Source organism: Cohnella rhizoplanae, from assembly GCF_948329515.1.
Classification (GTDB): domain Bacteria; phylum Bacillota; class Bacilli; order Paenibacillales; family Paenibacillaceae; genus Cohnella; species Cohnella rhizoplanae.
On record NZ_CAOJCN010000004.1, the window covers coordinates 15,488 to 42,099 of the forward strand.

Here is a 26,612-nt window from a genome sequence, read left to right on the forward strand (position 1 = left end):
TTATTCGTCTCCTCTGTTATCGATGATCGATTTATGTTGTACCTCTTCATTCCCGCTTGCCGCCGAGCCTTCTGCATCCAGCTCTCTTGTCATCTCCGCGATCGTCGATTGAGCCAGCGCCTCGAGCTCCTCGCTCATTGCGGCCGTCGTATCCGCCACGTACGGCTCGATCCGCTCGCGCCTTGCGCGCTCGGCTAATTCCGCCGCAGCCGCGTCCAGTCGATCCGCATAGGCTTGTCCTGCGAGCCGGATGTCCGTCGCGGCTATCTCGCCGTCGTCCTCCGCTGCCCGGGACAGGGTCGCCTCGGCCTGCGCCGCCAGCCGCTCGGCCGCGTCGCTCACGCGTTTCGCCGCCTGCGCCCTTTGCGTCGCCGCCTCGTTCGCGATCTCCGTCTTCGTCCGCTGCGTCAGCGCCTGATACCACTTCGCCACCGGCAATCCTTGATCGGATTGCGCGTGGATGCTGCCCGCCGCCAGCGATACCGAGATGCCCGCCGAGGCGATGATCCATTTCCAGCGATTTCGTCTCATGGGAGGCCCTCCTCTGCTCGCGGCGCCGTCTTGCTAAATTCATTGTAAAGGGATGGGGAATCAGACGCCTCACTCGTTGGAGTGATCGACAGGCGATCATCGGAGGGGGTTGGAGGGTAGACTTTAGTACCATATGGCCAGCAGATGAAGTCGTTGTGCTGCTGCCCTGCCCGCACCGTAAAGAAGCCGTATATTAGTCCAAGGCGGACTGAATATACGGCTTGCGCAGCGCGCACCGCGGACCACAGATCCGTTAATTTCGCCAAACTCCCCCTACCGGTCTAGCATCCGGGAAGGCCGCGTGAGCGGACATTCGGCGTAGGCAGGCGCCCCCGGCACGAACACGGCGAGCTTGCGCATGAAGTAACACGACTCGGGGAAGTGGTGCTCCAGGAATCGGAGCGTCGCCTTGGACAGCAGCTCGGTGCCGACGTACTCCGCGACGACGCGCTGCACGAAGGCATAGAAGCCCTGTACCGACTCGAGCACCTCGGCCGCGAACCGGGTCTCCGCCGGAAATCCCGGCGCCGTAAACCGCTCGTACCCCTGCATCGCCCGGTTCTTCACCATATAAGCGGAGAAGATGGAGGCATACCGGTCCGCCTCCGCCCCCAGCGCGCGCTCCACGGGATCGAGCAGCCCGTGCAGCAGGACGGCATGGCCGATCTGGTCCTCGATCCACAGGTCGAGCAGCTCGGTCAGGGCCAGCGGCGGCGCGGGCACGCCCCGCGTCCAGTAGGAGAGCTGCCGCAGGTACTCGCGGTTCTCGCCGATCGTCCCGTTGAAGTAGGACGGCGTCAGGTTGAGATTGACCTGATTGAAAAGCCGCAGGTGCTGCATATGTCCTTCCAGCCTGCAGTAGGCGTCCGCCAGCGGATATACGCCGGCCGCGAACGCCTGCATCTGCGGGGACGAGGCCGACGCCGTCTGCGGCAGCGCCTCCGCTTGGCGGATGGCCTCTCGGAACAGCGGGAAGAAGCGCTCGGCTTCCTCCCACCATCTCGTCTCCTCCGGAGACAGATAATCCCTCAGGAAATGCGCGTGATCCTCCAGCACCTCCAGCCAAAATAAGTGCTCCTCCTTGATCGACATGCCCCCGTTCAAGCTTCCGCTGATATCCCCGCTCATACTTCCGCCCACGTTCCCGCTCATGCTTCCGCCCAAGTTCCCGCCCGTCGTCCCGCCCTGCATCGCCAATGAAAGACCTCCCTGCATAGGATCCGCTCTCACCAGTGTATGTGGGACGGCAGGCGGGTAGTCGAGTTAGTCGGCGCGCCGGCGCTTGCCCCGGAGCCGGTCGACCAGCGGATACAGAAAGTACAGACTCTGGACGAACAAGGCGAAGGTCGCCCAGCTGCTGTCGAAATAATGAGCCAGCTCAGTAGGGTACCTGGCCAGAACGAGCGACAGCGCCACGACGAAGCCGGCGAGCGAGAACGTAATCGGCTTGTAATCGCGGAGTCCCAGCGCCTGCGAGGTCAGCAGCGTCCCGATGGCGAATATGATGCTGAGCTTAATAAAGAGACCCGCGAACCAGATGGAGACGATAATCGCGTCCATGTTGTGCACGAAGTCCCCCAGGTGCAGGAATCCGCTGAGCTCCAGTGCCGGGTACAAGAGCGCGCCAGACAGCTTCGGGCCGAGGAACACGATCATGAGCACGAATTCCGAGATGAGGATGTAAGTCCCCGCCATCGAGCCGATCCATACCGCCCTGCGAACCTTTTGACCGACTTCGAACTGCGGCACGATATAAGCGAGCAGCACGAGCTCGCCATACCAAGGGATAAGCGAGTACGTCTGCCCCCACAGCGACTTCCAATCGTGGATCTGTATAAAAGCATGCCACATCGGCGTGTGAAGCTCCGGCATGAAAAACAGCGGCTTGATCAGAAACAGCAGCCCGATGATCAAAAAGCAGCCCTGCGCGAACCGGAAGGCGACCGAAACGCCGGACTGGGCCATGGAAGCCGCCGCCGACATGACGAGCACGGCGACCGCGACGGCCGGCGTCTCCCTCAGATACGTCGGGACGAAGAAATCCGTAAACTCGCGCAAGATATGCGCCGACAGGTGCAGGAAGAAAAAAGCCGACAGCCATAAAATCGCGGTATGCCCCGCCCGGCCCATGATCTTGGCGCCGTACACGCCGACATACGCGGAGGGCCGGCGCAGAGCGAACCGCAGGCTCAGGGTCACGAGCGCCGTCCCCGCCGCCGCCGCAAGCGCGATGCAGTATACGCCGCCGAAGGCGACTTCTTTGGCGAGCGGACCCAGCACGAAGGCGATCGTCGTCGAAAAGACGTATACGAAGATGAGCGAGCCTAGCTGGAGTCCCGTTATCGTCCCCTGGTTTTTCACGGCCGCTCCTCCTCTCTTCTCCCTCTACTTGCGCACGATCAAGCCCTGGATCGGTCCGAAGACGAATTCGATCGCCCGGTTGGGATTGACCCAATGGGGAACGTAGTGCGCCGTCGCGGCGAACGCGAACGCGAATCCGGTCACCGCGAAGGCCACGACCCGGTCTCGCCTGCTCGCCGATCCGCGCCGCAGCAAGAACGTCTGATACACGAGCACGAGCCCCATGCCGATCACGAGCACGCTCACGATGCGCCTTCTCCTTTCGAGGACTGCCTGGGCGAATGGCTGATACCCGTGCCTCGCAATATGATGCGGGCATGAACGACCGGCTTCAGGTGCAGGAACAGGTTCTCGCGCTCCATGCCCGACCATCCCCGCCACAGCGACGGATATTTATACTTCACGAACTCGCTCCATTGAAAGACGTCCGCCTTTTCCTCCTGCGCCTTGTCCGCGGCGGATTGCGCCAAATCCCGGATTCGCGCGTTAAGCGCCCGCTCGATCTTCCGCATATTGGCCGACTCGTAGAGATCGATGTTCGAATCGATGGAGACGAGATCCGCTTTGCCGTCGATGTAGGTATGGATGACGATCCTGTCGCCGCGCCGTTCGGCGCTCGTCGTCTGCTTGATATCGACCAGCCTGACGCTGAACAAGCCTTCGGGATCGGGGAGCTTCGCCGTGAGGGTGGTCTCCGGCGTGCGGCTCTCCATGAAGGAGATCCCGACGGTCTCGTCCTCCGTGAACGTGCCGGTTACCGCATTGTTTTTCATGATCGCCGCGCCCCCGACGCCGGACCACTCCACGGGCTTCTCCTCGGTCGGCAGCCTAAGCTCCCGCAGGTTCAGTTCGGGTATATATGCATCCCCGAGATTGTTCCACTGCGCGTACAGCAGGTCCCGGATACTGACCGGCGGGAGCCGTCTGGAATGCGCCGACTCGCGCCAGATCTCGGCCGGGAAGCGCTCGAATACAGGCGTCAGCTTGGCGATTCTCCGCGCCTCGCCGTTATAGTAAAATACGTACACGCGAAACCGGAAGTCGGTCGCCCGGATCAGGAAATCGAACAAGGGCGTCATCCCGTTCCTGGCGTACCGGTCCCCGACGATGATCGTCCGCATCTGCCCCCACGCGACGTTGCGCGGCAGATCCTTCTGAATCTGCAGGAAAGCCTCCGTAATGTCCCGGCCTTTGCCGGTGAGCAGCACGAAGGGCTTCTCGGAGCCCGGGCTCGCGTTCAAGCCCACGGAAATACGGTTCGGCAGGAGAAACATGGTCGAGACCTCCGTCTTGCCCTGCTCGTCCATATCGACGATCATCGTCGACACGAAGGTGCGGTCGTTGAGCTCCTGCTTGGACCAGCACCCGGTCAATCCGGCCGTCAACGCGAGGACGAGCATCAGTCTTAGGGCAAAGGAATGGGTTCTTGGACGCTCGCGCATCGTGTCTCCCCGTTTCGTTCTCGATTTAGGTGCGCTTGGCGCCCATCCGCTTTTTCCAAGGGAATCGTCCTGCGGCATCCTTCATTTGATCCGCCTTGAACGGTATGAACGGCGACAGGTACGGCGTGCCGAACGAGTCCATGGACAACAAGTGGATGTAGACGAAAAAGACGCCGACGATCAAGCCCAGCAGGCCGAAAATCGCCGAGACGAACAGCAGCATGAACCGCAGGAAGCGAACCGTCAGCGTCATCGAGAAATGCGGCACGATAAACGACGAGATGCCCGTCAGCGCGACGATAATGACCATCGGCGCGCTCACGATGCCGGCCTGTACCGCCGCGTCTCCGATGACGATCGCGCCGACGATCGAGATCGTCTGCCCGATGACCGACGGGATCCGCTGTCCCGCCTCGCGCATGACCTCGAACGTTACCTCCATGATGAGCGCCTCGAGTATGGCCGGGAACGGCACGATGTCCCGGCTCGAAGCCACGGAGATCAGCAGATTATAGGGCATCATCTCCGGGTGGAACGTCGTGATCGCGACGTAGGCCGAAGGCAGGACCAGGCTCAATCCGAAAAAGACGTAACGCATAATGCGGACCCAACTGCTGTAGAAGTACCGCTGGTAGTAATCCTCCGAGGATTGCATAAAGGACAGCAAGGTCGCGGGGGCGACCAGGTTGCTCGGACTTCCGTCCGTCAGCAGCGCGATCTTACCTTCGAACAGCGAGGAGGCGATGACATCGGGCCGCTCCGTGTTCAGCATTTTCGGAAACGGAGACACCAGCCGCTCGTCGAGCGACTCCTCCAAGTAGCTGCTGTCCGGGATCGACGCCGTGCGGATCGCCTGCAGCTTGGTCCTGACCGTCTTGACCAGCTCGTCGTCCGCGGTTCCTTGCATGTAGAGCAGCATGACGTCCGTGCGCGAGTCGGTGCCGATGACGAACGCTTCCACGACCAGCCTGTCGCTCTTCACGCGCTGGCGGACGAGCGACAGATTCGTCCAGATGTCCTCGACGAACGACTCTTTCGGCCCCCGGATCGTCTTTTCGCTTTCCGGGACCGATACCGAACGCATCGCTTTTTGTTGAAATGAAAACAGCAAGCCCGCCGCCTGGCCGTCGATGCATAGCACGGCCTGGCCGTTCAGCAGTCCGTCCATCACTGCCTCGGGCTTAGGCTGCAGCGTATACGTCGCGGGAAAAAACGACCTGCGGTCCAGTATGTCCTGGAGCCGTTCCTCATCGCTGCCGTGGTACGGCGCGAGCAGCGGCCGCAGCACGTACATCTGCAGCGATTCCGTATTGATCGCGTCCAACATGTAATAGACCGTGCAAACGAACTTGCCCTGCTCGATCCTCTGGGAGACGACGTCGGGGCGGTCTCGAAGACGTTCGTCCAACCACTGTGCCAGCTCCATGTGGGCCTTCCTTTTTTGGTAATAGCATCCTCCGGGACGCGTTTTTTTATGCACAAATAGGAAAAGGCGCCCACCTTGGCGCCTTTTCCTGTTCATGTATGGCGAGCGCTTCTCGCCTTCGTCACAACGGTTTGAGTTCGATCCAGCCGATCTCCAGCCCGGGCTTGACGACCTCCAGCTTCAGCTCGTACAGCCCCGCCTCCAGCTCGACCTTCGCGAGCTTCTGCAGCAACCAATTGCCGTCGGTCCCGTTGGTCTGGGCGGTCGCGAGCGGCTGGCCGTTCAGGAGCAAATTGGAGGCGCTCTGGGCGAGCTCGGACTCCGCGGACATCACGCGCGCGTACAGCCGGTACGCGCCGGCTTGGTCCACGCGTATGAAGGTTGCGCCTGCGGCTGACGGCACGATCCGAGCATCGTCGCCCAGCGGCTGCACCTCGTGCTCTAGTCCGGGGGACGGCGCAGGGATCGCGGCGTATGATTGGACCGACTCCAGCGTAGTCCGGCCGCCGGCGAACGCCGGCGCGCGCAGGATAAACGAGCAGATGTTCATGGCGGAGCGCTGAAGCTCGCCGCGGGTCAGCGAACCGTCCGCCAGCGATGCGATCGTGTTGTCCCCGTAGGCGTTGATCTCCGCCCCGTAATTGGTGACGACCATGTACAGATCGTTCTGCGCGCGCACCATCCAGTTCGTGTACTTGCGGTCGGGCGCGCCGCCCTCGGCCGTGTCGTTCATCACCGCCCACCAGTCCGTCATGACGATGCCCTCGAAGCCCCACTCGCCGCGCAGGATCGTCGTGTTCAGATCATAGTTCGAAGCGGCCCAGTGCCCGTTGATCGGATTGTAGGAGGTCATGACCGAGTTGGCGCCGCCTTCCTTGACCGCGATCTCGAAGCCCTTCAGGTAAATCTCCCGCAGCGCGCGCTCGGACACGACCGCGTCCACCTTGCTGCGGTGCTGCTCCTGATTGTTGCAGGCGAAGTGCTTCAGCGTGCCGTTCGAACCGCCCTTCATGATGCCCCTCACGCAGGCGGCCGCGAACGCCCCCGAGACGAGGGGATCCTCGGAAAAGTATTCGAAATTACGCCCGTTAAGCGGGCTCCGGCGAATATTGAGGCCCGGCCCGAGGAGGGCGTCGATCCGATTGCGTACGAGCTCCCGTCCTTCCATGACGTACAGCTCCTCGACGAGCGCCGTATCCCAGGTCGCCGCCAGCAGCGTCCCGATGGATACCTGCGTCGCCTTGTGCCCGCTGTCCATCCGGATGCCGGACGGGCCGTCCGACGTGCAGGCGACCGGAACGCCGAAGCGCAGCAGACCGTCGCTCACGCCCCCGAACGCCGATGCCGTCCCCGGCGTGACGAGCGGGCTGCTCATGCCCTCGCCTCTGACGATCGCGGCGAGATCCTCGTCGCCGAACTGCGCGATGAACGCCCGCATGGAGACGCGGCCTTCATGGACGTCCTTCAGCTTGTAGCCTTGATCGCCGGTCTGCGCGAGGGTCTCGGGCAGTCGGCTCTCGATGCGCTCCGCCATCCGGACCGTGCGCCGCGGCACCTCCTCGTAGACGAGCGCGTACGAGCCGTCTTCCTGTCGCGCGCCGGGCTTCATCCTCGCGAAGCTCACCGTCGGCGCCATCGCCTCCTCCAACTGCTCTACGACTTGAAGCGACGCCGCGACGTAGCCTGCCTGCCCGTCGCAGCCGACGGAGACCGCATGCTTGACGCTCGTGCCGACGTAGAGACGGTATGTGCCCGCCTCCAGCACATAGGCGGACGCATGGCCAGTCGCGCCCGCGTCGTCGTATGCGGCCATTGTCCGGACGGGGAAGCGCAGGGTCAGCCGCTGCGACTCGCCGGGCTGCAGGAGACGGGTCTTGGCGAACGCCGCGAGCGCCCGGACCGGACGGCCCAGCTTGCCCTGCGGCGCTTCATAGTAGAGCTGCACGACTTCTTTGCCGGCGTAGGCAGTCCCCGTATTCGTCACGGCGACGTCGACGGAGATGAACGGCTCGCCTCCGGCGTCGACCGTCCTGGCCTCCTCAGGCGCGAGTCCGAACGTCGTGTACGACAGGCCGAATCCGAACGCGAACTGCACGCGCTCCGGCCGGAACGTCTCGAAGTATCGGTAACCGACGTAGATGTCTTCCTCATAAAGGTTCGCGGACTCGCTGCCGTAATTGCGCGTCGACGGATAGTCCCCGAGCGTATACGCGATCGTATCCGTCAGCTTGCCGCTCGGCGTCACGTCTCCGGCGAGCACGTCGGCGATCGCGTTGCCTCCCTCCATGCCGCCGTGCCAGGCATAGACCACGCACGGGATCGGACGGGCGAAGCTGTCGTCGTTGAGCCAGCTCATGTCGATGATGTTGGACACGTTGAGCACGACGATCGTCCGCTCGAAGCGGTCCGCCACCTGCCGCAGCATCGCCTTTTCCTCTTCCGTGAGCAGGTAGCTGCCCGGTTTACCCGCGTTATCCTGATCCTCCCCCGCCGTACGCCCGATGACGACGATCGCCTTGTTCGACCGAGCGGCCGCCGCCGACACCAGCTCGTCCGTCAGCGGCATCTCCCGCTGATGCCAGGGCTCCGCCGCCCATCCGCCGCCGCCGTTGTCGAACGGATTCTGCTCGATCCACCGCTCGTAGACGGCCGCCAGCTCCTCGTTGACGGCCAGGTTTTTTTTGCCGCGCAGACCGTCCAGCAGGTTCGTCGTATACGCCACGTTCACGCTCCCGCCGGAGCCCGTGCCGCTGCGGTAATAGTTCACTTGCGTCCTGCCGAATACGGAGACATGATCCCCTTCGCGCAGGGGCAGCGCCTGCCCCTCGTTCTTCAACAGCACGGCGCCCTCCGCTGCCGCCTTCCGGCTGAACTCGGCAAAGCCCTCTAGCGGAACGCCGATCATGGATGTACTCACATTGGTATCCTCCTTAGAATTGCGGGCCCGGACCATCGGTCCGCGGCGCCCGGATTATAAGCCCGATTGCCCAACCGATTGGCCCTCGACCAGCCGCACGTAGATCCGTTCCTGTTCGACGGGACGGCCTTCGATCATCTTCAGCAGCTGTTCGGCGGCGAGCGCTCCCCACTTGCGCTTGGAGTAGTCGATAGTCGCCAGCCGGGGCTGCATATATTGCGCGAGCTCGATATTGTCGTAGCCCACTACGTGGACGTCCCGTCCGATCTTAAGCGTCGTCCGCGTCCTTAGATAATCGCATAGGCCGATCGCCATCTCGTCATTCAGGCAAAAGACGCCGACCTGCCCCTCGCGCGCCGCTTCCGCGATCCGCGGGCCGGCGTCGTAGCCCGACGCCTTGTCGAAGGCGCCGGGGAGCTCCGCGAGGCTCGCTTCCGGCACGCGCTCGACGGCCTGCCTGACCGCGCGCATCCGCTGCCGCGCGTCGTAGGCCGATTCCGGCCCGCCTATGGCGCAGATCCGGCGCAGACCCCGTCCGAGCAGATGCTCCACGGCCAGCGTGGCGCCCGCCTTGTTGTCGAGCAGCACCTGGTTGACGTTGGGATGATCGAGCTCGCGATCCAGAACCACCAGCTTGTGGCCGCGGTCCGCGTATCCGAGCAGCTCCGCGTCGGCGAACGTCGCGTCGAGGATGATCGCCCCGTCGAACGTCCGCTCCGGGATCATCCGGTGCGACCGGCGGCCGCTGCACACGATGAGATCGTAGTCTCTGCGGTTCAGCTCCTCCTTGAGTCCGAACAGCAGGTCTCCGTAGAAGTTGCCGCTGAAGTCCGTCAGGAAAACGCCGACGAGCATCGTCTCCCGTTTCTTGAGCATGCGGGCGGCACGGTTGGGCACGTACCCCAGTTCGTCCGCGATGGACTGGATTCGGTCCGCGGTCTCCTTCGTGATCCGGTCGCTGCCGTTTAGCGCGTACGATACCGTGGAGATCGAGACTCCCGCCGCGCTGGCGATATCCTTGATGCTGACCAAGCCTTCACCCTTCTTTCTCAAAACACAAAATTGCGAAACGTTTCGATTTATTCAAAAAGAGGCAAAAACGCCAAATCGACGCATCCTCCGCTGTACGCCATTCTCTTAATTTATCTAAAAATCGCACCGTTATCAACAGCAATTATAGGTTTGACGCCTGCCGAAAGCAGAATTATAATGTCCGTAGAAACGTTTCGACAATGCGCCGCCAGCAGAAAGAAAGAAGGTCATACAACCCATGTCCGATTCTAAGCTTCCTTTGTCTTCTTCGTCTGAAGAAAGGCTGCCCCTGCATGTCTACCTCGAGCGGATGACCCTGGACGAGAAGATCGCCCAACTGATCCAGCTGGCCGTCCCCTTCTTCGAGGGCGCGTCGGATGCCGGCCAGATCACGGGCCCGATGGCCTCGCTCGGCATCGGAGAGGATACCGTGCATAACGCCGGGTCCGTGCTCGGCATGGCCGGCGCGCAGGAGACGATCAACGTCCAGCGCCGGCATCTGGCGCACAACCGCCTGGGCATCCCGCTGCTCATGATGGCCGACATCGTGCACGGCTTCAAGACGATCTTCCCCGTACCGCTCGCGATCGGCTGCTCGTGGGACCTCGCGCTCGCGGAGCGCAGCGCGGAGATCGCCGCCAAGGAAGCGTCCGTGTCCGGCGTCCACGTCACGTACGCTCCGATGGCCGACCTCGTACGCGACCCCCGCTGGGGCCGGGTGATGGAGTCGACGGGCGAGGACCCGTACTTGAACGCGCTGTTCGCGAGAGCGTTCGTCCGCGGCTTCCAAGGCGACGACCTGTCGGGCGACCTCGATCGGGTCGCGGCCTGCGTCAAGCACTTCGCCGCCTACGGCGCCGCCGAAGCGGGACGCGACTACAACACCGTCGACCTGTCGGCGCGGCAGCTGCGGGAGTTCTACCTGCCGGCGTACAAGGCCGCGCTCGACGAGGGCTGCGAGATGGTGATGACGTCGTTCAACACGGTCGACGGCGTCCCGGCCACCGGCAACGCGCCGCTCATGCGGCAGCTGCTGCGGGAGGAGTGGGGCTTCGACGGCGTGCTCATCTCCGACTGGGGCGCGGTCAAGGAGCTGATCGCCCACGGCATCGCCGAGGACGAGCGGGAGGCTGCGTTGAAGGCGATGAAGGCCGGCGTCGACATCGAGATGATGACGTCGTGCTACGCTAAGCATATGTCCGAGCTCGTGGCGTCCGGCGAAGTGGACGAGGCGCTGATCGACGAGGCCGTCCTGCGTATCCTGCAGCTGAAGGACAAGCTCGGCTTGTTCGACAATCCCTACCGCGCCGCCGATCCGGAGCGAGAGAAAGAAATCGTGTTCTGCGACGAGCACCGCGCAGCCGCGCTGGAACTGGCGCGCAAGTCGTGCGTGCTGCTGAAAAACGACGGCGTCCTGCCGCTCTCGCCTGCGCGGCGGGTGGCCGTCATCGGCCCGTTCGCCCGCAGCGGCGACCTGCTCGGGCCGTGGTCGTGGACCGGGTCGCAAGACGCGGTCGTCCGAGTGGCCGAAGCGATCCGCGGCAAAGCGGCGACGCCCGGCGCCGTGACCGCAGCCGACGGCTGCGGCATCGAGGCCGACTCGACCAAGGCCCAGCTGCTCGAAGTCGAGGCTGCTGCGCAGGGCGCCGACGTCATCGTGCTCGCGCTCGGCGAGCACTCCGACATGAGCGGCGAAGCCGGCTGCCGGGCGGACATCCGGCTGCCCGAGGCGCAGCTCGCGCTGGTCCGCCGCGTCAAGGCGCTCGGCAAGCCGGTCGTCGCCGTGCTGTTCAACGGGCGGCCGCTCGACCTGCACGGCGTGATCGACGAGGCCGACGCCGTGCTCGAGGCGTGGTTCCCCGGCTCGGAAGGCGGCGTGGCGGTGGCCGATCTGCTGTATGGCGACGCCAATCCGTCGGGCCGCCTCACGTTGTCGTTCCCGCATAGCGTCGGCCAGGTGCCGGTGTACTACAACGCCTTCAACACCGGACGGCCGCAAGGCGCGCCGGACGCGCAGGTCCGCTACGTGTCCCAGTACCTGGACATTCCGAACGAGCCGCTGCTGCCATTCGGTTACGGCCTGAGCTACGCCGCGTTCGAATACGGCGAAGCCGCGTTGTCCGCGGATACGGTGACGCCGGATGCGCCGATCACGGTCACCGTGCGCGTGACCAACGCCGGTCCGGTCGCCGGGGTCGAGACCGTGCAGCTCTACGTACGCGACATCGCGGGCGAGGTGGTCCGGCCGGTCAAGGAGCTCAAGGCGTACCGCCAAGTCGAGCTGCAGCCGGGCGAGAGCGCCGAGGTCTCATTTGAACTGAGCGAGAGCCGGCTCCGGTACTACCACGCGGACCTGACGCACGCGAGCGACGCCGGCGCATTCCTCGCGATGGTCGGTCCGAACAGCCGGGACATCGTCGCCACGCTGCCGTTCAAGCTCGTCAAGTAAATAAAGGAAAGCCCTCGGAGCGCGCTCCCGAGGGCTTTCCTTTAAGCGGTTTATAGGCTAGTCTTGAGCTTCGGCCCCGAAGCCGTCGGGCTGACGGCGCGATGCCGCAATACTAACTCCGCTCTTCCGTATGATGCGGCGCGCAGAAAAGTTACTCAAAATCGATGGATAACGAGAATACGACGCGGGACGAGCGTGCGTGGGACGAGAGTGCGCGGGGCACCGCGGCTTATAGCGGATCTTTTTTCCGCTATCGGCCGCCACCGCGGGGCACCACAGCTTATAGCGGAACTTTTTTCCGCTATCGGCCGCCATCGCGGGGCGCCACGCCACATAGCGGATCTTTTTTCCGCTATTGGCCGCTACCGCGGTGCGCCACGCCACATAGCGGATCTTTTTTCCGCTATCGGCCGCCATCGCGGGGCGCCACGCCCATAGCGGATCTTTTTTCCGCTATCGGCCGCCATCGCGGGGCGCCACGTCCATAGCGGATCTTTTTTCCGCTATCGGCCGCCACCGCGGGGCGCCACGCCACATAGCGGGTCTTTTTTCCGCTATCGGCTGCCATTGCGGGGCGCCACGCCACATAGCGGAACTTTTTTCCGCTATCGGCCGCCACCGCGGGGCGCCACGCCACATAGCGGATCTTTTTTCCGCTATCGGCCGCCATCGCGGGGCGCCACGCCACATAGCGGACCTTTTTTCCGCTATCGGCCGCCACCGCGTGGCACCGCGGCTGATAGCGGATCTTTTTTCCGCTATCGGCCGCTACCGCGAAGACCATCGCCTGCCTGCGCAGCATAACTAAGCGCGCCCGGCTTAACCAGGCGCGCCTCTCTCAGCCGCTCTCTCAGCCGGCTACTCCTTCACGGCTCCGATCACGATGCCCTTGACGAAGAAGCGCTGCAGGAACGGGTACACGATCAGGATCGGCAGCGCGCCGATGAAGATCTGGGAAGCCCGCAGCGTGCGCTGGGACAGCCCTTCGATCGCGGCGGGATCGAACTTGGTCATGTCCGCCTGCACGATGATGGTCTGCATGAAGCTCGCGAGCGGCAGCTTGGCCGCGTCCTTCATATAGATGAGCCCGTCGAAGTAGGCGTTCCAGTGGCCGACCATCGTGAAGAGGGACACCGTCGCCAGCGACGGCAGGGAGATCGGCAGGTAGACGGACCAGAACGTCCGCACGTGGCCGGCGCCGTCGATGAACGCGGCCTCCTCGAGCTCCTTGGGCACCGAGCGGAAGAAGTTCAGGAGCAGGATGATGTTGTAGACGGCGACCAAGCCCGGCAGGATGAGCGCGAACAGGTTGTTGATCAGGTGCAGCTTCAGAATCAGAATATAGCTGGGAATGAGCCCGCCGGGGAACAGCATCGTGACGACGAAAAACCAGAGATACACGTTGCGCGCGCGGAACACCCGGGTGTCCTTGGACAGCGCGTAAGCGGCGATCGCGTTCACGAGCATGCCGAGCGCCGTGCCGAGCACCGTCCGCTCGATGGAGATCCAGAGCGACTTGAGGAAGTGGGCGTTGCGGAACGTCTTCTCGTACGCTTCGAACGTCAGCCCCTTGGGCCACAAGGTGACCAGCCCCGCGTTGGCCGCGGCGCTGGAGCTCAGGGATACCATCAGCAGGTGGAACATCGGCAGCAGGCAGAGAATCGAGATTACGGTGAGCACCGTATTGTTGAACACGCTGAACACGCGGTAAGATAGCGTTTTATGATACACGAGGCTTCGCCCCTTTCTAGAAAATCCGGTATCCTGCGTATTTGTAGGCGAGCCGGTACGAGAAGACGATCAAGACGAGGCTGATCGCCGACTTGAAGAAGCCGACGGCCGTCGCGAAGCTGAATTGACCGCCGAGAAGGCCTTCGCGGTAGACGAACGTGTCGATAATATCGCCCTGCTGGTAGATCATCGGGCTGTACAGGTTGAATACCTGGTCGAAGTTGGCGTTCAGCACGTTGCCCATCGCCAGCGTCGCGACGACGATGAGGATCGGCAGCAGCGAAGGCACCGTGATGCTGAGCGTCTGCCTCCAGCGGGAAGCGCCGTCGACCTCGGCCGCCTCGTACAGCGCCGGATTGATGCCGGACAGCGCCGCGAGGAAGATGATCGTGTTGAAGCCGAACTCTTTCCACACGTCGCTCACGATAATCGTAATGCGGAACCAGGTGCCGTCGCCGAGGAAGAAGATCGGCTTGATGCCGAAAGCGCTCGTCAGCAGCTGGTTGACGATGCCGGTCTGGCCGAGCAGGTCGATCAAGATGCCGGACAGCGTGACCCACGACAGAAAGTGGGGCAAGTAGACGAACGTCTGTATCGAACGCTTGAGCCCCATCTTGCGCACCTCGTTAAGCAGCAGCGCGAACAGAAACGGCACGATCAGGTTCAAGACGACCTTCGAGCAGGCGAACAGCAGCGTGTTGCCGATGATCTTGACGAAGTAATCGTTGGTGAACATATAGTGGAAATGCTTGAACCCGACCCACGGCGAGTGGGCGAACCCGAGCCTGGCCTTGTAGTCCTGGAATGCCATGACGTTCCCCAACATCGGGACGTAGGAAAAAACAAGCACGAGCAGGGTGGCCGGCAGCACCATGAGGTGAAGCGTCCACGGCTGCTTGTAACCGCCGCTTTTCTTGTCCTTCCGCGGGCGCGCAGCGGACTTGGATGTATTTGCTTCCATAGCTCTCCCCCGTTTGCATATCGGATCTTGGGCACAGAGCGAGCCCTTGTCTTGCTATGGTAACAACGGGGAAGGCCATGCAACTATAAGACATTGTTAGGATCGATAGGGTTTTGTTACGCTTTTGAATTCCGGGGGGAACGCACGCATGCGCTGGAAAAGAAACCTCGTGCCGTCGACGAAGGGCGGCCCGCTGAAAGCGAGCATGTTCGCTAAATATACGGGGCTGATCGTCGTCCTGTTCATTCCGATCGGCATTCTGTTCGCATACGCCAACCAAGTAGCGAACGACGTCATCGGCAAGGAAATGCGGGCCTCGAACATGAAGCAGCTGTCCTTCCTATCCGGTCAGATCGACTCGCGGATCAACCAGACGATGGACTTCGTATTCACGTTTTCCAGAGATCCGAACGTGCAGAAGTTCAACGGGCTGGGCGTCTGGGACGACCAGTACGACCGGATGCAGACGCGGTACATGCTGCAGGAGAAAATGGAGCTGCAGTCCGGCATCGTCAATATCTGGCCGGTCGAGTTCACCGTCTACTCGCAAGTCCACCGGGAGGCCATCTCCAACTCCAGCCTGGACGTCCCGTACGACGAGAACTACCTGCGGAGCAATATGTCGGGCAAATGGATTTACGACGACGAGGCGGTCCCCCTTGCCGACGAGGAGCCCCGGACGTTCCGCTGGCTCTACACCGATTCGTTCGGGCAGCGGAACAAGCTCACGGGCAGCAGCCTGGTCGTGCAGGCGAGCTTCGGCCGGCAGAACGTCCAGAACATGCTGGACGATTACAAGGCGGGGGGGCAGGGCGATCCGCTGTTCTATTACGAAGGCGAGGCGCCGATCCCGAACCGGACGGCATCGCCCGAGCTCGTGCGGGAGCTGACCGCGTACCTGGACGGCCAGACGCTTGCGGATACGATGCAGCGCACGATCAGCCTGGATGGCGACCGCTATCTGGTCAGCCTCGTCCGGTCGCCGCTGCTGAACGGCTATCTCGCCGACATCGTGCCTCTCGACCGGATTCTCGGACCGATCTCGTCGAGCCGGAACCTCTTTTACCTGTCGATGCTGCTGCTGTTCCTGTTCGGCACGTTCATCTCCGTCCTGCTCTACCGGGACGTGCAGCGTCCGATCCTGCGGCTCATCGGGGGGCTCAAGCAGGTGCAGCGGGGCGACTTCTCCGCCCGGATCGACGCCAAGGCGAACAGCGAGTTCACCTTCCTGTTCTATCGGTTCAACGATATGTCGGGGCAGATCGAGCGCCTGATCGAGGATGTGCTCAGCGAGCGGATGCGGGCGCAGGAGGCGACGATGAAGCAGCTGCAGGCCCAGATCAATCCCCATTTCCTGTACAACTGCCTCGGCTACATGATCAACATGGCGCAGATGAAGGAGAACGACGCCGTCGTCGCGATGGGCTATAACCTCAGCGCCTACTACCGGTACATCACGCGGATGGAAAAGGAAACGGCGAGCCTGGCCGAGGAAATGAAGCTGATCGCCAACTATCTGGACATCCAGAAGCTGCGCAACGGCCGCATCCACTACACGATCGACATCCCCGAGGAGATGCTGTCGCAGCAGGTGCCCCGGTTGATGCTCCAGCCCCTCGTCGAGAACGCCGTTATCCACGGCGTCGGCAAGTCGTACGCCTCCGGCGAGATTCGCATCCGCGGGGAGATCGCTGACGGCCTCTGCCGGATCTTTGTCGACGACGACGGTCCGGGGATGGACCCCGAACGCCAGGCCGCGCTGGGCCAGCGGATGACGGGCCCGCTCCAGGACGACATGGGCTGCGGCCTGTGGAACACGAACCAGCGCATGCTTCACCGCTTCGGCAAGCGATCCGGCCTCTTCTTCACGAGATCCGACCTCGGAGGCTTCCGCTCGGAGATCGTATGGGAGATGCCGAGGCACGAGCCATGATCCTTACATTCGACACGACAAGGAGCGCCTAATCCATGCAGATGATCATCGTAGACGACGAAGCCCACTGGGTCGACAACCTGTCCATGCACAAGCCCTGGCATACGCTGGGCATCGAGCGCGTCCACAAAGCTTACTCTGCGCGCGAGGCGCTGCAGATCATCGATACGCATCCGATCGACATCGTCATCTCGGACATCATCATGCCGGAGATGACGGGCGTCGAGCTTATCGAGAAGATCCGGGAGTACGACAAGCGGATCAAGTGCATCATCCTGTCGGGCCACGCAGACTTCGACTACGCGCAGCAGGCCGTCCGCAACCATGCGATCGACTACCTGCTCAAGCCGCCGACCGACGAAGACCTGTTCGGCGCGGTCCGCGCGGCGATCGGGCAGCTGCAGGCGGAGTGGGAACGCATCAGCTCTCTGGAGCGGACCCAGTTCGCCCTGCGCGAGAATCTGCCGCTCCTGCGCGGGCAGCTGCTGCTCGGCGCGATCCGGGGCGAGCGGATGTCGGCCGAGGCGTGGACGCGCAAGCTGGACACCTACGGCCTGCCGTTCCGCGACGGAGACTGCGCGCTCGCGCTCGTCCGGCTGGAGGACGAGTTCGGCGATTCCCGCAACGACGGCCAGCATCTGGTGGAGTATGCGGTTACCAACATCGCGGAGGAGATCTTCCGCGAGTCCATGGAGGTCTGGAGCGTCAAGGAGGAGCACGGCTATCTGGCGTTCCTGCTGCAGTCGAAGCGCGGCGAGACCGTGGACCGGCCCGACCTGCTGCTCGAGAATCTGGCCATGCAGGTGCAGGCGAAGGTCAAGCAGTATCTCAAGGGCTCGCTGTCCGTCGTCATCACGGAGCCGTTCCGGTTCCCCGAGCGGCTGCCCGAGCAGTACCGCACAGCCGCCTCCTGCTTCCGCAGGATCGTCGGGGACGAGCGGGAGTTCGTTATGAAGGTGGACCCGACGGAGCAGGCGTCCGCGCTCGGCGCGCTCGAAGTGCTGCACCGGCCGCCCGTCCTCCTCCATCTGCTCGAGGCCGGGCGCTGGGAAGCCGCGGAGGAGAAGCTGGCCGCGGTGTTCGAAGAGCTGGAGGACAAAGGCTCCGAATCCTGGGAGCACTGCTTGGAGGTCGGCTTCGCGATCTCCTCGGCCTTCATGCACCTGGCGCATCGCGGCGGCCTGACGCTGGCCGGCTTGCTCGGCCCGGAGATCGAGCTGCTGCAGCACGGGGAGGCGTTCGCCTCGATCGGCAAGCTGCGCAAGTGGTCGCTCGGCGCGCTGGCCAAGCTGCGCGCGGGCACGGTGGACGACGCGCACGACGCTCGCTCCCAGTACGTACAGAAGATCCGGAAGTACGTAGACGCCCATCTGCATCTCGACGTCTCGCTGCGCGCGCTCGCCGACCACGTTAATTTGCATCCGACTCACCTGTCCAAGATCTACAAGCTGGAGACCGGCGAGGGCATCAGCGACTACGTCGCCGCCCTGCGCATGAACCGCGCCTGCCATCTGCTCAAGTCTACGGACAAGAAGATTTACGAGATCAGCAACGAGATCGGCTATCTGGACCCGGCCTACTTCATCAAAGTGTTCAAGCGGCAGTTCGACGTGACGCCGCAGGAGTATCGGGAGCGTCATTGAAACGTTTCGCCTCAACGGCCTAACAGAGTCCTACGAAAACTAACATCCCCCTATGGAAGCCCTCCCCGGACGGTTGGTACAGTTAACACATGCAGTCATCATGCGACAGTGGGGGATTCAAATATGGCTAAATTCAAGAAGTCTTGGCTGGTGCCTGCGGCGATGTCGGTCGCCATGCTGGCCGGCTGCGCGGACAACGGCAACGGCAACAGCGCGGCGAGCCCGTCCGGCGCAGCTTCAGGCGCGAGCGCGTCGGCATCGGCTTCGTCCGGGCAATCCGCGGCTGACAAGGCGTTTGCGGCAGGCAAGTACGATCCGCCGATCGAGATCAGCACGATTCTCATGCCGGCTACGTACACGAACGGCGACACCAAGGAAAACAACGTGCACGACCGCTGGATGCTCGACACGCTCGGCATCAAGCTGAGCAAGGATACGTGGTATCCGGCCGGCAGCGACCAGTACAAGCAGCAGCTTCAGCTCGCCTTGACCTCCGGAGAGAAGCTGCCGGACTTCATCATGGTGCCGACCGATTCGGTGCTGACCAACCAGCTGATCGATTCCGGCGAGTTCATGCCGATCGACGAGCTTTTCGACAAGTACGCCAACCAGATCTGGAAGGACCACGCCGCCCAGCATCCCGAGCTGTGGTATCCGTTCACCAAGGACGGCAAGAAGTGGAACCTGCCGATCCTCGAGTACACCGACAACGACGATACGCTGCTCTGGCTGCGCGAGGACTGGATGGAAAAGCTGAACCTCGAAGCGCCCAAGACGATCGCGGACCTCGAGAACGTCATGGACAAGTTCAAGAACCAGAATCCCGACGGCCTAGCGGCGAAGGACGTGTACCCGCTCGCCATCTCAATGAAGAGCAACACGAACACGTGGATGGGCGGACTCGACTGGCTCTTCGGCGCGTACGGCACGATCGAGGAACAGTGGAACAAGGACGCGAACGGCAACCTCGAGTACGGCTCGGTCAACCCGGGCGCGAAGCAGGCGCTCGCCAAGCTGCAGGAGTGGATGAAGAAGGGCTACATTCACCCGGATACCGCGCTGTGGGACGAAGGCAAGTCCGCCGAGATCTGGACCAAAGGCAACGCCGGCGTCCTGCCGGGCGCGAACTGGGTGCCGGACTGGCCTGCGCCGGATCTGCTGAAGAACGTCGCGGGCGCGAAGTACAAGGCTTATCCCGTACCGACCGGACCGGACGGCAAGATCGGCACCAAGTGGCAGAATTCCGGCGTCAACAGCAGCTTCATGATCAACAAGAACGCCGAGCATCCCGAAGCGCTCATTCTCTACTACAACTACATGCTGGACAATCTGGCCAATCCGGCCGCCGGCAGCAAATACGAGCACGGCTTCGCCCAGGGCTACGACTGGGATATCGTCGACGGCCAGCCGACGAGCGATTCGGCCAAGATCAAGAATTACAACGACAAGTTCCCGTTCATCACCGGCCCGGCACGCATTCCGGATCTGTACATGAAGACGCTCGTCAAGCTCGCGGACGGCGGCAAGCCGGAGACGCCTTACGAGAAGCAGCAGGCGGAGTCCCGCAAGCCGGAGAACTGGTACGCGGCCAAGGTCGTCATGTCGCAGATCGACGTCCGCAAGCAGAACTACTTTACCGGCGCCGCGACGCCGACCATGATCTCCAAGTGGAACCTCCTGCGTCAATCCGAGCTGGAGACGTTCAACAAGATCATCTACGGCAAGCTGCCGATCGACGCGTTCGACACCTTCGTGGCCAGCTGGAAGGCAAACGGCGGCGATCAGATCACGACGGAAGTCAACGACTGGTTCAAGTCGGTATCGCAATAAGGCTTGGTTCCTAAAAGAGAACAGGACGGCGCGAGAGGCATCCCTCTCCGCCGTCCTTTTTATGTCCGGCGCGAGTCGCACGAACGCGGCTTTAAAAAATAATTGATAGACGATCATGTCGTGACTGGCCATATGCCCATATCGATGCCTTTTACGCGCAGATAGGCGGTTCATTCGAAGAAAGAGTGCAGGATCGCGCCGATAAAGATAACTCTCAGTGCTATGGCCTGCCGCCTGGATACCGTACGCTTGCTGATAAAACGAAAGAGGTATGCCGCGCCATGAACGCCATCGAGGCACGAATCCATGCATTGCATCAATACAGGCCCGCGCTTGCTGCGCCCGAGGACCTGGAGGCGTTCTGGGATCGCGCGAGCCGGGAGGCCGCGCCGCCCGTCTCTTACCGCCGGGAGCCGGCGGACGCCCCCTTCCTGCAGGCCGAGGCCTTCGCAGTCGTGATGGACGGCGCGGCGGACACGGCCGTTCACGCCTTATTCTTGCTGCCGCCCGTACCGCTCCGCCGTCCCGCTCCTTGCGTCGTCGTTTTCCACGGCTACTCCTCTTCCAAGGGCTTGCCCGAGGAGCACGCGGCCTGGCTGCTCATGGGCTATGCTGTGCTTGCCGTGGACGTGCGCGGGCAAGGCGGGGATACGGGCAACGGGCTGCCGCAGGCGCACGGCATGGCCAAGGGATGGATCACGCAGGGCATCCTCGAGCCCGAGCGCTCCTACTTCAGGGCGATCGCGATCGACGCCCTGCGCGCCGTCCGGTGCGCGATGGCGCAGCCGGAGGTCGATCCCGCGCTGGTCTTCGCGTTCGGCGGCAGCCAGGGCGGCGGATTGGCGCTGCTCGCAGCCGCCCTGGCTCCCGGGCTGCGGGCGGCGATCGCGCACGTGCCGAACATGTGCCATATGGATCTCGGCATGATGCAGTCGGTCGGCTCGGTGTCCGAGGCCGCGGACTTCGCGGCGCGATTCCCGGACCGCCTGGGCCAGGTGCTCCGCACGCTCGGCTACTTCGACATCGCGAATCTGGCGGATCGCATCGCGGTGCCCGTGCACGTCTCTGTCGGGCTGAAGGACACGACGTGCCTGCCCGAGACGATCTTCGCCGCCTATAACCGGATCGCGTCCCCGGACAAGTCGATTGAAGTCCATCCGTTCATGGGACACGCGATGCCTCCCGGCCACCTGTCGGCGGCCCACGCTTTTTTCTCGCGGCATCTCTGACCGTCTTCCCCACCATAGCGGAAATAAGTTCCGCTATTTCACCCACCCCCCGCCATCTCACCCCCATAGCGGAAACTATTTCCGCTATCTCTCCCGTCTCCCTCCCGCCTCCAAACTGTGCAGGATCCCGCCCATAACGATAGGTTCCTGCCGTAGTTCCCGGCGCGCGGGCGATGCTATAATGCCGTTTAACTCGGGCGGAAGCCGATGGAAAGAGGGGAAAAAGCGATGACGAATCTGATGCCGTCGCCTGGCGCGGCGGACTGGAAGAGCGGGTCGCCGCACGAAGCGCTCGCGCCGGAGTTCCATAGGGACGTAAGAGACGGCGAGCCGGTATTGCGCATACAAGCGACGGGCGCGCCCAACGCATACGGAAAATGGACCTGCAAAGCGGCCGGCGTACGCGGCGGGATGTCCTATGCAATCGAGGCCGACTATCTGGCGACAGGCGTGGACGCGGGCGCCGCGGACGTCTATGCGCTGCTCACCTGGTCCGACGCGGCCGACGCGCCGATCACGCGGGACTACGTGGACCAAACCAGCGTGCTGGAGGACGGTTGGGTCGGCCTGCGCAGAACGATGCGGGCGCCCGAAGGGGCTGCGTTCGTCGAGGTCGAGCTGGCGTTCCGATGGTCGGCGGGCGGCTCGGTCGCCTGGCGGAGACCCGTAGTCGCGGAGACGGCGCAGCCGCGCACGCGGAAGGTACGGGTCGCCACGACGCTCATCAACAAGTTCACCGGCGACCGGGCGGACAACCTGGCCGACATGGGCGCCGTGCTGGAAGAAGCCGGCGCGCGGCGGGCGGATATCGTGTGCCTGAGCGAGGGCGTCTATGAGCAGGGCGTCGGCGGCAGAGGCTACGGCCGCTTCGGCGAACCGATTCCGGGCGCGTTCACTGATTTTCTGGCGAGCTATGCGAGGAAGCACCGTTATTATGTCATCGCCAGCCTGTTCGAGACCGAGGGCGGCGTCTTGTACAACACGGCCGTCCTGATCGACCGGGACGGCGGGATCGCGGGCAAATACCGCAAGACGCATCTGCCGCTCTTCGAAGCCGAGATGGGCGTGACGCCGGGCAGCGAATATCCGGTCTTCGACACCGATTTCGGCCGGATCGGCATCATGATCTGCTGGGACAGCTACTTCCCCGAGGTCGCGCGTCTGCTGGCCCTGCAGGGCGCCGAGCTGCTCTTCGTGCCGACGCAGGGCAACGCGCGCATCCAATCGCTCGCGAGAGCGGCGGACAACGGCATCCACGTCGTTGTCGCCGGCATGTGGGAGGAGAAGCCCAGCCGGATCGTGGACCCGCAGGGCCAAGTGATCGCGGAGCTCTCCGAGGAGGCGCGCGGGGTCGCCGTCGCGGAGATCGACCTCGATCGACGCTATTACAAGTACTGGCTGTCCGTCGGCGACGCCGACGGCGAAGCCCGCTCGCTGTTCCGCCGGGAGCGCCGGCCGGATACGTACGGCGGCCTGCTCGGGCGCGACCCGCGCGAATAAGTAGAATATATCGCCCATCAGTGCAGGATAACGCGCTATCTGCGTTATGAAAGCGCTGCTATATTTAAGCCTAGAAGCTGGCATCGCGCCATACTCCAAGCGAACGGGGTCGTCTTATGCACAAAACATCGGGCTTTATCGCGGAGCTCAGAAGAAACAAAATGCTATTTCTGATGCTGACGCCGGCCGTCGTCTATTTCATTATCTTCCACTATGTGCCCATGGGGGGCGTCATCGTCGCCTTCAAGTACTTCGAATTCGACAAGGGCATCCTGCACAGTCCGTGGGTCGGGTTCAAGAACTTCTCCTTCTTCTTCGAATCCGGGCAAGCCTGGCTCCTGACGAAGAACACGATCCTCTACAACCTCGCCTTCATCCTGGTCGGCATGGTCTTCCAGGTCGGCGTCGCCATCCTGTTCTCCGAGCTCGGGGGCAAGCGCATCAAGAAATTTTTGCAGTCCACGATGCTTCTGCCGTACTTCATCTCGTGGGTCGTGGTCGGTTCGTTCGTATACGGCATCTTCAACTACGAGTTCGGCAGTCTGAATACGCTGCTGAGGACGCTCGGCATGGATCCCGTCGACATATACGGCAATCCCTCCGTCTGGTTCTTCATCATCGTCGGCTTCTACCTGTGGAAGCTCATCGGCTACGGCAGCATCGTCTACCTGGCGGCCATCATGGGCATTAATCCCGAGCTGTACGAGTCGGCCGAACTGGACGGCGCGAACATATTCCAGCGCATCCGCTATATCACCCTGCCGCTATTGAAGGTCACGATCGTCATCATGATCCTGCTGCAGGTCGGCGGCATTCTCAGAGGCAACCTGGACATGTTCTACCAGCTCGTAGGCAACAACGGCCTGCTCTTCAATACGACCGACGTGATCGACACCTTCGTATTCCGCGCGTTGTACCAGCAGGGGTTAGACCTCGGCATGCCGGCCGCGGCGGGCCTCTACCAGTCGGCGGTAGGCTTCGTCATCATCATCTCGCTGAACTACATCATCAAGAAGGTCAATCCCGATTATGCGTTATTCTAGGAGTGGTACCGTGGCGGTCAACACGATCAAGAAAACCGATAAGCTCGCGTTTAACGTCATCGGCTATGTCGTCCTCGGCGCGATCTCGCTGCTGTGCCTGGTTCCGTTCCTGATCACCCTCTCCGGATCGGTCACCAAGGATTCCGCGCTGTTCGAATATGGCTACAGGCTGATCCCGAAGATGTTTTCCCTCGAAGCCTACGAGCTGATCTTCCGGACGCCGGAGGTCATCGTAGGCGCCTACACGGTCACGATCCTGCTGGTCGTGTCGGGTACCGTCCTCGGGCTTTTCCTGACGGCGATGACCGCATACGTCCTTCACCGCCGGGACTTCAAGTACCGCAACAAGTTTTCCTTCTTCTTTTTCTTCACCACCTTGTTCAGCGGAGGCCTGGTTCCCTGGTACCTCGTCATGATCAATCTGGGGTTGAAAAACAGCTTCCTGGCGCTGCTGCTCCCGCATCTGTTCGCCGTGTTCCACATCATCATCATGCGCACGTTTTTCACCGGCATCCCGGAGAGCCTCGGCGAATCCGCGAAGATCGACGGCGCCGGCGACCTGACGATCTTCGTCAGGCTGTATCTGCCGATCTCGCTGCCCGCGCTGTCTACCATCGGCCTGTTCATCGCCCTCACGTACTGGAACGACTGGTATCAAGCGATGCTGTTCATCACCAAGCCCAGCTTGATCCCGCTGCAGTATCATCTGTACAAGATATTCAACTCGATGGAGGCCGCGCAGATCGTCGCGCAGAAGACCGGAATGCCGGTCGCCCAGATGCCGACGGAGACGTTCAAGCTGGCCATGACGGTCGTCGTCACAGGGCCGATCATCCTGGTGTATCCGTTCGTCCAGAAGTACTTCGTCAAAGGCATGACCGTAGGCGCCGTGAAAGGGTAAAGCTGGGATCTTCCAGTTCACCATACATTTAAGGGGGAAACACGACATGAAAAGAAAGCGGTCCAAACCCGGCATCTTGCTATTCGCTATGCTCGCAGCCGTACTGATCTTCGCCGGCTGCGCGAAGAACAATTCCGGAAGCGAGGCTTCGTCTTCATCCAGCCCATCGCCCGAAGCCTCGGCGACGTCCAGCGCCTCGGCGAGCGCTTCTCCGTCCGCGTCGACGCCTTCGGGCCCGGACATCTCCAAGAAGGTGGAGCTCAGCATGTACCTGCCTTCGGACGGCGCGCCCGACGCCAAGCTGATCCACGACGAACTGAACAAGATGACCGAGCGCGACATCAACGCCACGGTCAAGATTACCTTTTTGTCCAACGACGCCTACAATCTGATGCTGTCCTCCGGCGAGAAGTTCGATCTGATCTTCGCCGCCAACTACATGAACTATCAGGACAACGCCAGAAGAGGCGCCTTCAAGGAGATCACGCCGGAGATGCTGAGCGCATACGCGCCGGAGACCGCCATGGAAGACAAGGATAAACTGGCCGGCGGCTACGTCGGCGGCAAGATGTTCGCGATCCCGACCCTGGCGGCCAGCTTCAACTACAGCGCCTATGTCGTTCGCGGCGATCTGATGAAGAAGTACAACGTGCCGGACATCAAGACGATCGACGACTTCGGCGTCTACCTGGACGCCGTCGCCAAGAACGAGAAGAGCATGATCCCGTACAACATGGGCAAGAACGACGCCTGGACGCTCTGCGCCCTGTACTTCGGCAACAACAACCTGATGGCGCCCGGTACGCCGAACTGCACGAGCCCGATCGCGCTCAAGAAGGACGATCCTTCCCTCCAGCTGGTGAATACGTTCGACCTGCCCGAGACGACGGCATTCATCAAGAAGATGAAGCAATGGAAGGATGCCGGCTATTGGTCCAAAAACGCGCTGTCGAACACGGTCACCCTGAACGACTCCTTCAAAAACGGCAAAAACGCGGCGCTGATCACCAGCATCCCTGGCGCGAACAATATCTACAACGAAGTGAACAAGTCGCATCCGGAATGGGATCTGCGGGTCTACCCCGCCTTCCAAGGCCCGATCGACCGCTACTCCTACATGGCCGGCGGCATGGCGATCGGCGCCAAGTCCGAGAACGCCGAGCGCGCGCTCATGCTGCTGGACCTGCTGCGGTATAACGAAGAGTACAACATGCTGACGCAGTACGGATTCAAGGGCACGCACTACACGATTAACGAAAAGGGCGACATCGTCTTCCCGGCCGACAGCAAGTACCCGCCGAACGCCGCCGGCACATGGGGCTGGACGAACGAGACGTACACCAGGGTATTCGACGGCTCGTTCCCGAACTATGCCGAGCTGCTCGCCGATGCCAAGGCCCGCTACGAGCCGAATCCGCTCGTCGACTTCTCCATCAACGCCAAGGAGATCAGCGAGATTACGACCAATCTGTCGAACCTGTTCACCCAATACGCCGGTCCGCTGTACATGGGCTTCACGAACGACGTGGACGCCGGCATCCAGGAATACAAGGACAAATTGAACCAGGCCGGCCTCGCGAAATACAAGGAAGTCGCCCAGAAGCAAATCGACGAATATCTGAAATCCAAATAATCCGGTTCCGAACCCTTCGAATGGCTTTAGCGGCCTCCCTGCCGCTGGAG

20 protein-coding genes are annotated in these 26,612 nt (G+C 62.3%); 9 read left to right on the plus strand and 11 right to left on the minus strand.

The genetic code is table 11. The features are described 5' to 3' along the window. The 8 genes from PQG80_RS08945 to PQG80_RS08980 all read right to left on the minus strand — a co-directional run bounded on the left by PQG80_RS08945 (window position 1) and on the right by PQG80_RS08980 (window position 9,709). Window positions 1-531: a hypothetical protein gene (locus tag PQG80_RS08945; protein ID WP_271750946.1), complete on the minus strand. Its 531-nt coding sequence runs from the start codon at window positions 529-531 to the stop codon at window positions 1-3. 273 nt (window positions 532-804) lie between these two features. Beyond that, on the minus strand, window positions 805-1,722 hold the full coding sequence (locus PQG80_RS08950) for a DUF2935 domain-containing protein (RefSeq protein ID WP_271751187.1): 918 nt from the start codon (window positions 1,720-1,722) through the stop codon (window positions 805-807). 72 nt (window positions 1,723-1,794) lie between these two features. After that, the gene (locus PQG80_RS08955) at window positions 1,795-2,892 is read right to left on the minus strand and encodes a GerAB/ArcD/ProY family transporter (protein WP_271750947.1); all 1,098 of its coding nucleotides are present in this window, start codon (window positions 2,890-2,892) and stop codon (window positions 1,795-1,797) included. A gap of 24 nt (window positions 2,893-2,916) precedes the next feature. Then, window positions 2,917-3,138: a hypothetical protein gene (locus tag PQG80_RS08960; RefSeq protein WP_271750948.1), complete on the minus strand. Its 222-nt coding sequence runs from the start codon at window positions 3,136-3,138 to the stop codon at window positions 2,917-2,919. Then, the gene (locus tag PQG80_RS08965) at window positions 3,135-4,334 is read right to left on the minus strand and encodes a Ger(x)C family spore germination protein (RefSeq protein WP_271750949.1); all 1,200 of its coding nucleotides are present in this window, start codon (window positions 4,332-4,334) and stop codon (window positions 3,135-3,137) included. The genes PQG80_RS08960 and PQG80_RS08965 overlap by 4 nt, the downstream gene beginning before the upstream one ends. A 25-nt stretch (window positions 4,335-4,359) precedes the next feature. Beyond that, on the minus strand, window positions 4,360-5,760 hold the full coding sequence (locus PQG80_RS08970) for a spore germination protein (protein WP_271750950.1): 1,401 nt from the start codon (window positions 5,758-5,760) through the stop codon (window positions 4,360-4,362). Between the two features lie 121 nt (window positions 5,761-5,881). Then, a complete protein-coding gene (locus tag PQG80_RS08975) occupies window positions 5,882-8,677 on the minus strand; it encodes a glycoside hydrolase family 3 C-terminal domain-containing protein (RefSeq protein ID WP_271750951.1) in 2,796 nt (931 codons plus the stop codon). A gap of 54 nt (window positions 8,678-8,731) precedes the next feature. Then, window positions 8,732-9,709, minus strand: a complete 978-nt coding sequence (locus PQG80_RS08980) for a LacI family DNA-binding transcriptional regulator (protein WP_271750952.1) — start codon at window positions 9,707-9,709, stop codon at window positions 8,732-8,734. Window positions 9,710-9,947: 238 nt separating this feature from the next. On the opposite strand from PQG80_RS08980, the gene bglX reads away from it, so the two are divergent. Next, a complete protein-coding gene (gene bglX / locus PQG80_RS08985; RefSeq protein WP_271750953.1) occupies window positions 9,948-12,158 on the plus strand; it encodes a beta-glucosidase BglX in 2,211 nt (736 codons plus the stop codon). 403 nt (window positions 12,159-12,561) lie between these two features. Here the strand turns inward: bglX and PQG80_RS08990 are convergent, their stop codons facing one another. The 3 genes from PQG80_RS08990 to PQG80_RS09000 are packed head-to-tail and all read right to left on the minus strand — an operon-like array spanning window position 12,562 to window position 14,850. Continuing rightward, on the minus strand, window positions 12,562-12,960 hold the full coding sequence (locus tag PQG80_RS08990) for a hypothetical protein (RefSeq protein ID WP_271750955.1): 399 nt from the start codon (window positions 12,958-12,960) through the stop codon (window positions 12,562-12,564). Window positions 12,961-13,016: 56 nt separating this feature from the next. Next, window positions 13,017-13,889 carry a carbohydrate ABC transporter permease gene (locus PQG80_RS08995; protein ID WP_271750956.1) on the minus strand — a complete coding sequence of 291 codons (873 nt, stop codon included), beginning with the start codon at window positions 13,887-13,889 and terminating at the stop codon, window positions 13,017-13,019. Window positions 13,890-13,905: 16 nt separating this feature from the next. After that, on the minus strand, window positions 13,906-14,850 hold the full coding sequence (locus PQG80_RS09000) for an ABC transporter permease (RefSeq protein ID WP_271750957.1): 945 nt from the start codon (window positions 14,848-14,850) through the stop codon (window positions 13,906-13,908). Between the two features lie 148 nt (window positions 14,851-14,998). Here PQG80_RS09000 and PQG80_RS09005 point away from each other — a divergent pair, with 148 nt between their 5' ends. The 8 genes from PQG80_RS09005 to PQG80_RS09040 all read left to right on the plus strand — a co-directional run bounded on the left by PQG80_RS09005 (window position 14,999) and on the right by PQG80_RS09040 (window position 26,562). Next, window positions 14,999-16,783, plus strand: a complete 1,785-nt coding sequence (locus PQG80_RS09005) for a sensor histidine kinase (protein ID WP_271750958.1) — start codon at window positions 14,999-15,001, stop codon at window positions 16,781-16,783. Window positions 16,784-16,818: 35 nt separating this feature from the next. Beyond that, complete coding sequence (locus PQG80_RS09010; RefSeq protein WP_271750959.1) at window positions 16,819-18,426, plus strand: response regulator; 1,608 nt, start codon at window positions 16,819-16,821, stop codon at window positions 18,424-18,426. 123 nt (window positions 18,427-18,549) lie between these two features. After that, window positions 18,550-20,256 (plus strand): type 2 periplasmic-binding domain-containing protein, encoded by a 1,707-nt coding sequence (locus PQG80_RS09015; protein ID WP_271750960.1) that lies wholly within the window; start codon window positions 18,550-18,552, stop codon window positions 20,254-20,256. A 281-nt stretch (window positions 20,257-20,537) separates the two neighbouring features. After that, window positions 20,538-21,485, plus strand: coding sequence for an acetylxylan esterase (locus PQG80_RS09020; protein WP_271750961.1), 948 nt, complete (start codon window positions 20,538-20,540; stop codon window positions 21,483-21,485). Window positions 21,486-21,713: 228 nt separating this feature from the next. Next, window positions 21,714-22,985 carry a carbon-nitrogen hydrolase family protein gene (locus tag PQG80_RS09025; protein WP_271750962.1) on the plus strand — a complete coding sequence of 424 codons (1,272 nt, stop codon included), beginning with the start codon at window positions 21,714-21,716 and terminating at the stop codon, window positions 22,983-22,985. Window positions 22,986-23,101: 116 nt separating this feature from the next. Further along, window positions 23,102-24,028: an ABC transporter permease gene (locus tag PQG80_RS09030; protein WP_271750963.1), complete on the plus strand. Its 927-nt coding sequence runs from the start codon at window positions 23,102-23,104 to the stop codon at window positions 24,026-24,028. 10 nt (window positions 24,029-24,038) lie between these two features. Beyond that, entirely contained in the window at window positions 24,039-24,929 is an 891-nt protein-coding gene (locus PQG80_RS09035) for a carbohydrate ABC transporter permease (protein ID WP_271750964.1), read from the plus strand. A gap of 46 nt (window positions 24,930-24,975) precedes the next feature. After that, the gene (locus PQG80_RS09040; RefSeq protein WP_271750965.1) at window positions 24,976-26,562 is read left to right on the plus strand and encodes a DUF3502 domain-containing protein; all 1,587 of its coding nucleotides are present in this window, start codon (window positions 24,976-24,978) and stop codon (window positions 26,560-26,562) included. Window positions 26,563-26,612 lie beyond the last annotated feature (50 nt).

Bases quoted from the DNA above. Each gene is read 5' to 3' on its own strand.
- PQG80_RS08970 (WP_271750950.1), bottom strand. From the start codon at position 5,760: ATGGAGCTGGCACAGTGGTTGGACGAACGTCTTCGAGACCGCCCCGAC.
- PQG80_RS09025 (WP_271750962.1), top strand. From the start codon at position 21,714: ATGACGAATCTGATGCCGTCGCCTGGCGCGGCGGACTGGAAGAGCGGG.
- PQG80_RS09020 (WP_271750961.1), top strand. From the start codon at position 20,538: ATGAACGCCATCGAGGCACGAATCCATGCATTGCATCAATACAGGCCC.
- PQG80_RS08990 (WP_271750955.1), bottom strand. From the start codon at position 12,960: ATGCTGCGCAGGCAGGCGATGGTCTTCGCGGTAGCGGCCGATAGCGGA.
- PQG80_RS09015 (WP_271750960.1), top strand. From the start codon at position 18,550: ATGGCTAAATTCAAGAAGTCTTGGCTGGTGCCTGCGGCGATGTCGGTC.
- PQG80_RS09005 (WP_271750958.1), top strand. From the start codon at position 14,999: ATGCGCTGGAAAAGAAACCTCGTGCCGTCGACGAAGGGCGGCCCGCTG.
- PQG80_RS09010 (WP_271750959.1), top strand. From the start codon at position 16,819: ATGCAGATGATCATCGTAGACGACGAAGCCCACTGGGTCGACAACCTG.
- PQG80_RS09000 (WP_271750957.1), bottom strand. From the start codon at position 14,850: ATGGAAGCAAATACATCCAAGTCCGCTGCGCGCCCGCGGAAGGACAAG.
- PQG80_RS09040 (WP_271750965.1), top strand. From the start codon at position 24,976: ATGAAAAGAAAGCGGTCCAAACCCGGCATCTTGCTATTCGCTATGCTC.
- PQG80_RS08950 (WP_271751187.1), bottom strand. From the start codon at position 1,722: ATGCAGGGCGGGACGACGGGCGGGAACTTGGGCGGAAGCATGAGCGGG.
- PQG80_RS09030 (WP_271750963.1), top strand. From the start codon at position 23,102: ATGCACAAAACATCGGGCTTTATCGCGGAGCTCAGAAGAAACAAAATG.
- bglX (WP_271750953.1), top strand. From the start codon at position 9,948: ATGTCCGATTCTAAGCTTCCTTTGTCTTCTTCGTCTGAAGAAAGGCTG.
- PQG80_RS08945 (WP_271750946.1), bottom strand. From the start codon at position 531: ATGAGACGAAATCGCTGGAAATGGATCATCGCCTCGGCGGGCATCTCG.
- PQG80_RS08965 (WP_271750949.1), bottom strand. From the start codon at position 4,334: ATGCGCGAGCGTCCAAGAACCCATTCCTTTGCCCTAAGACTGATGCTC.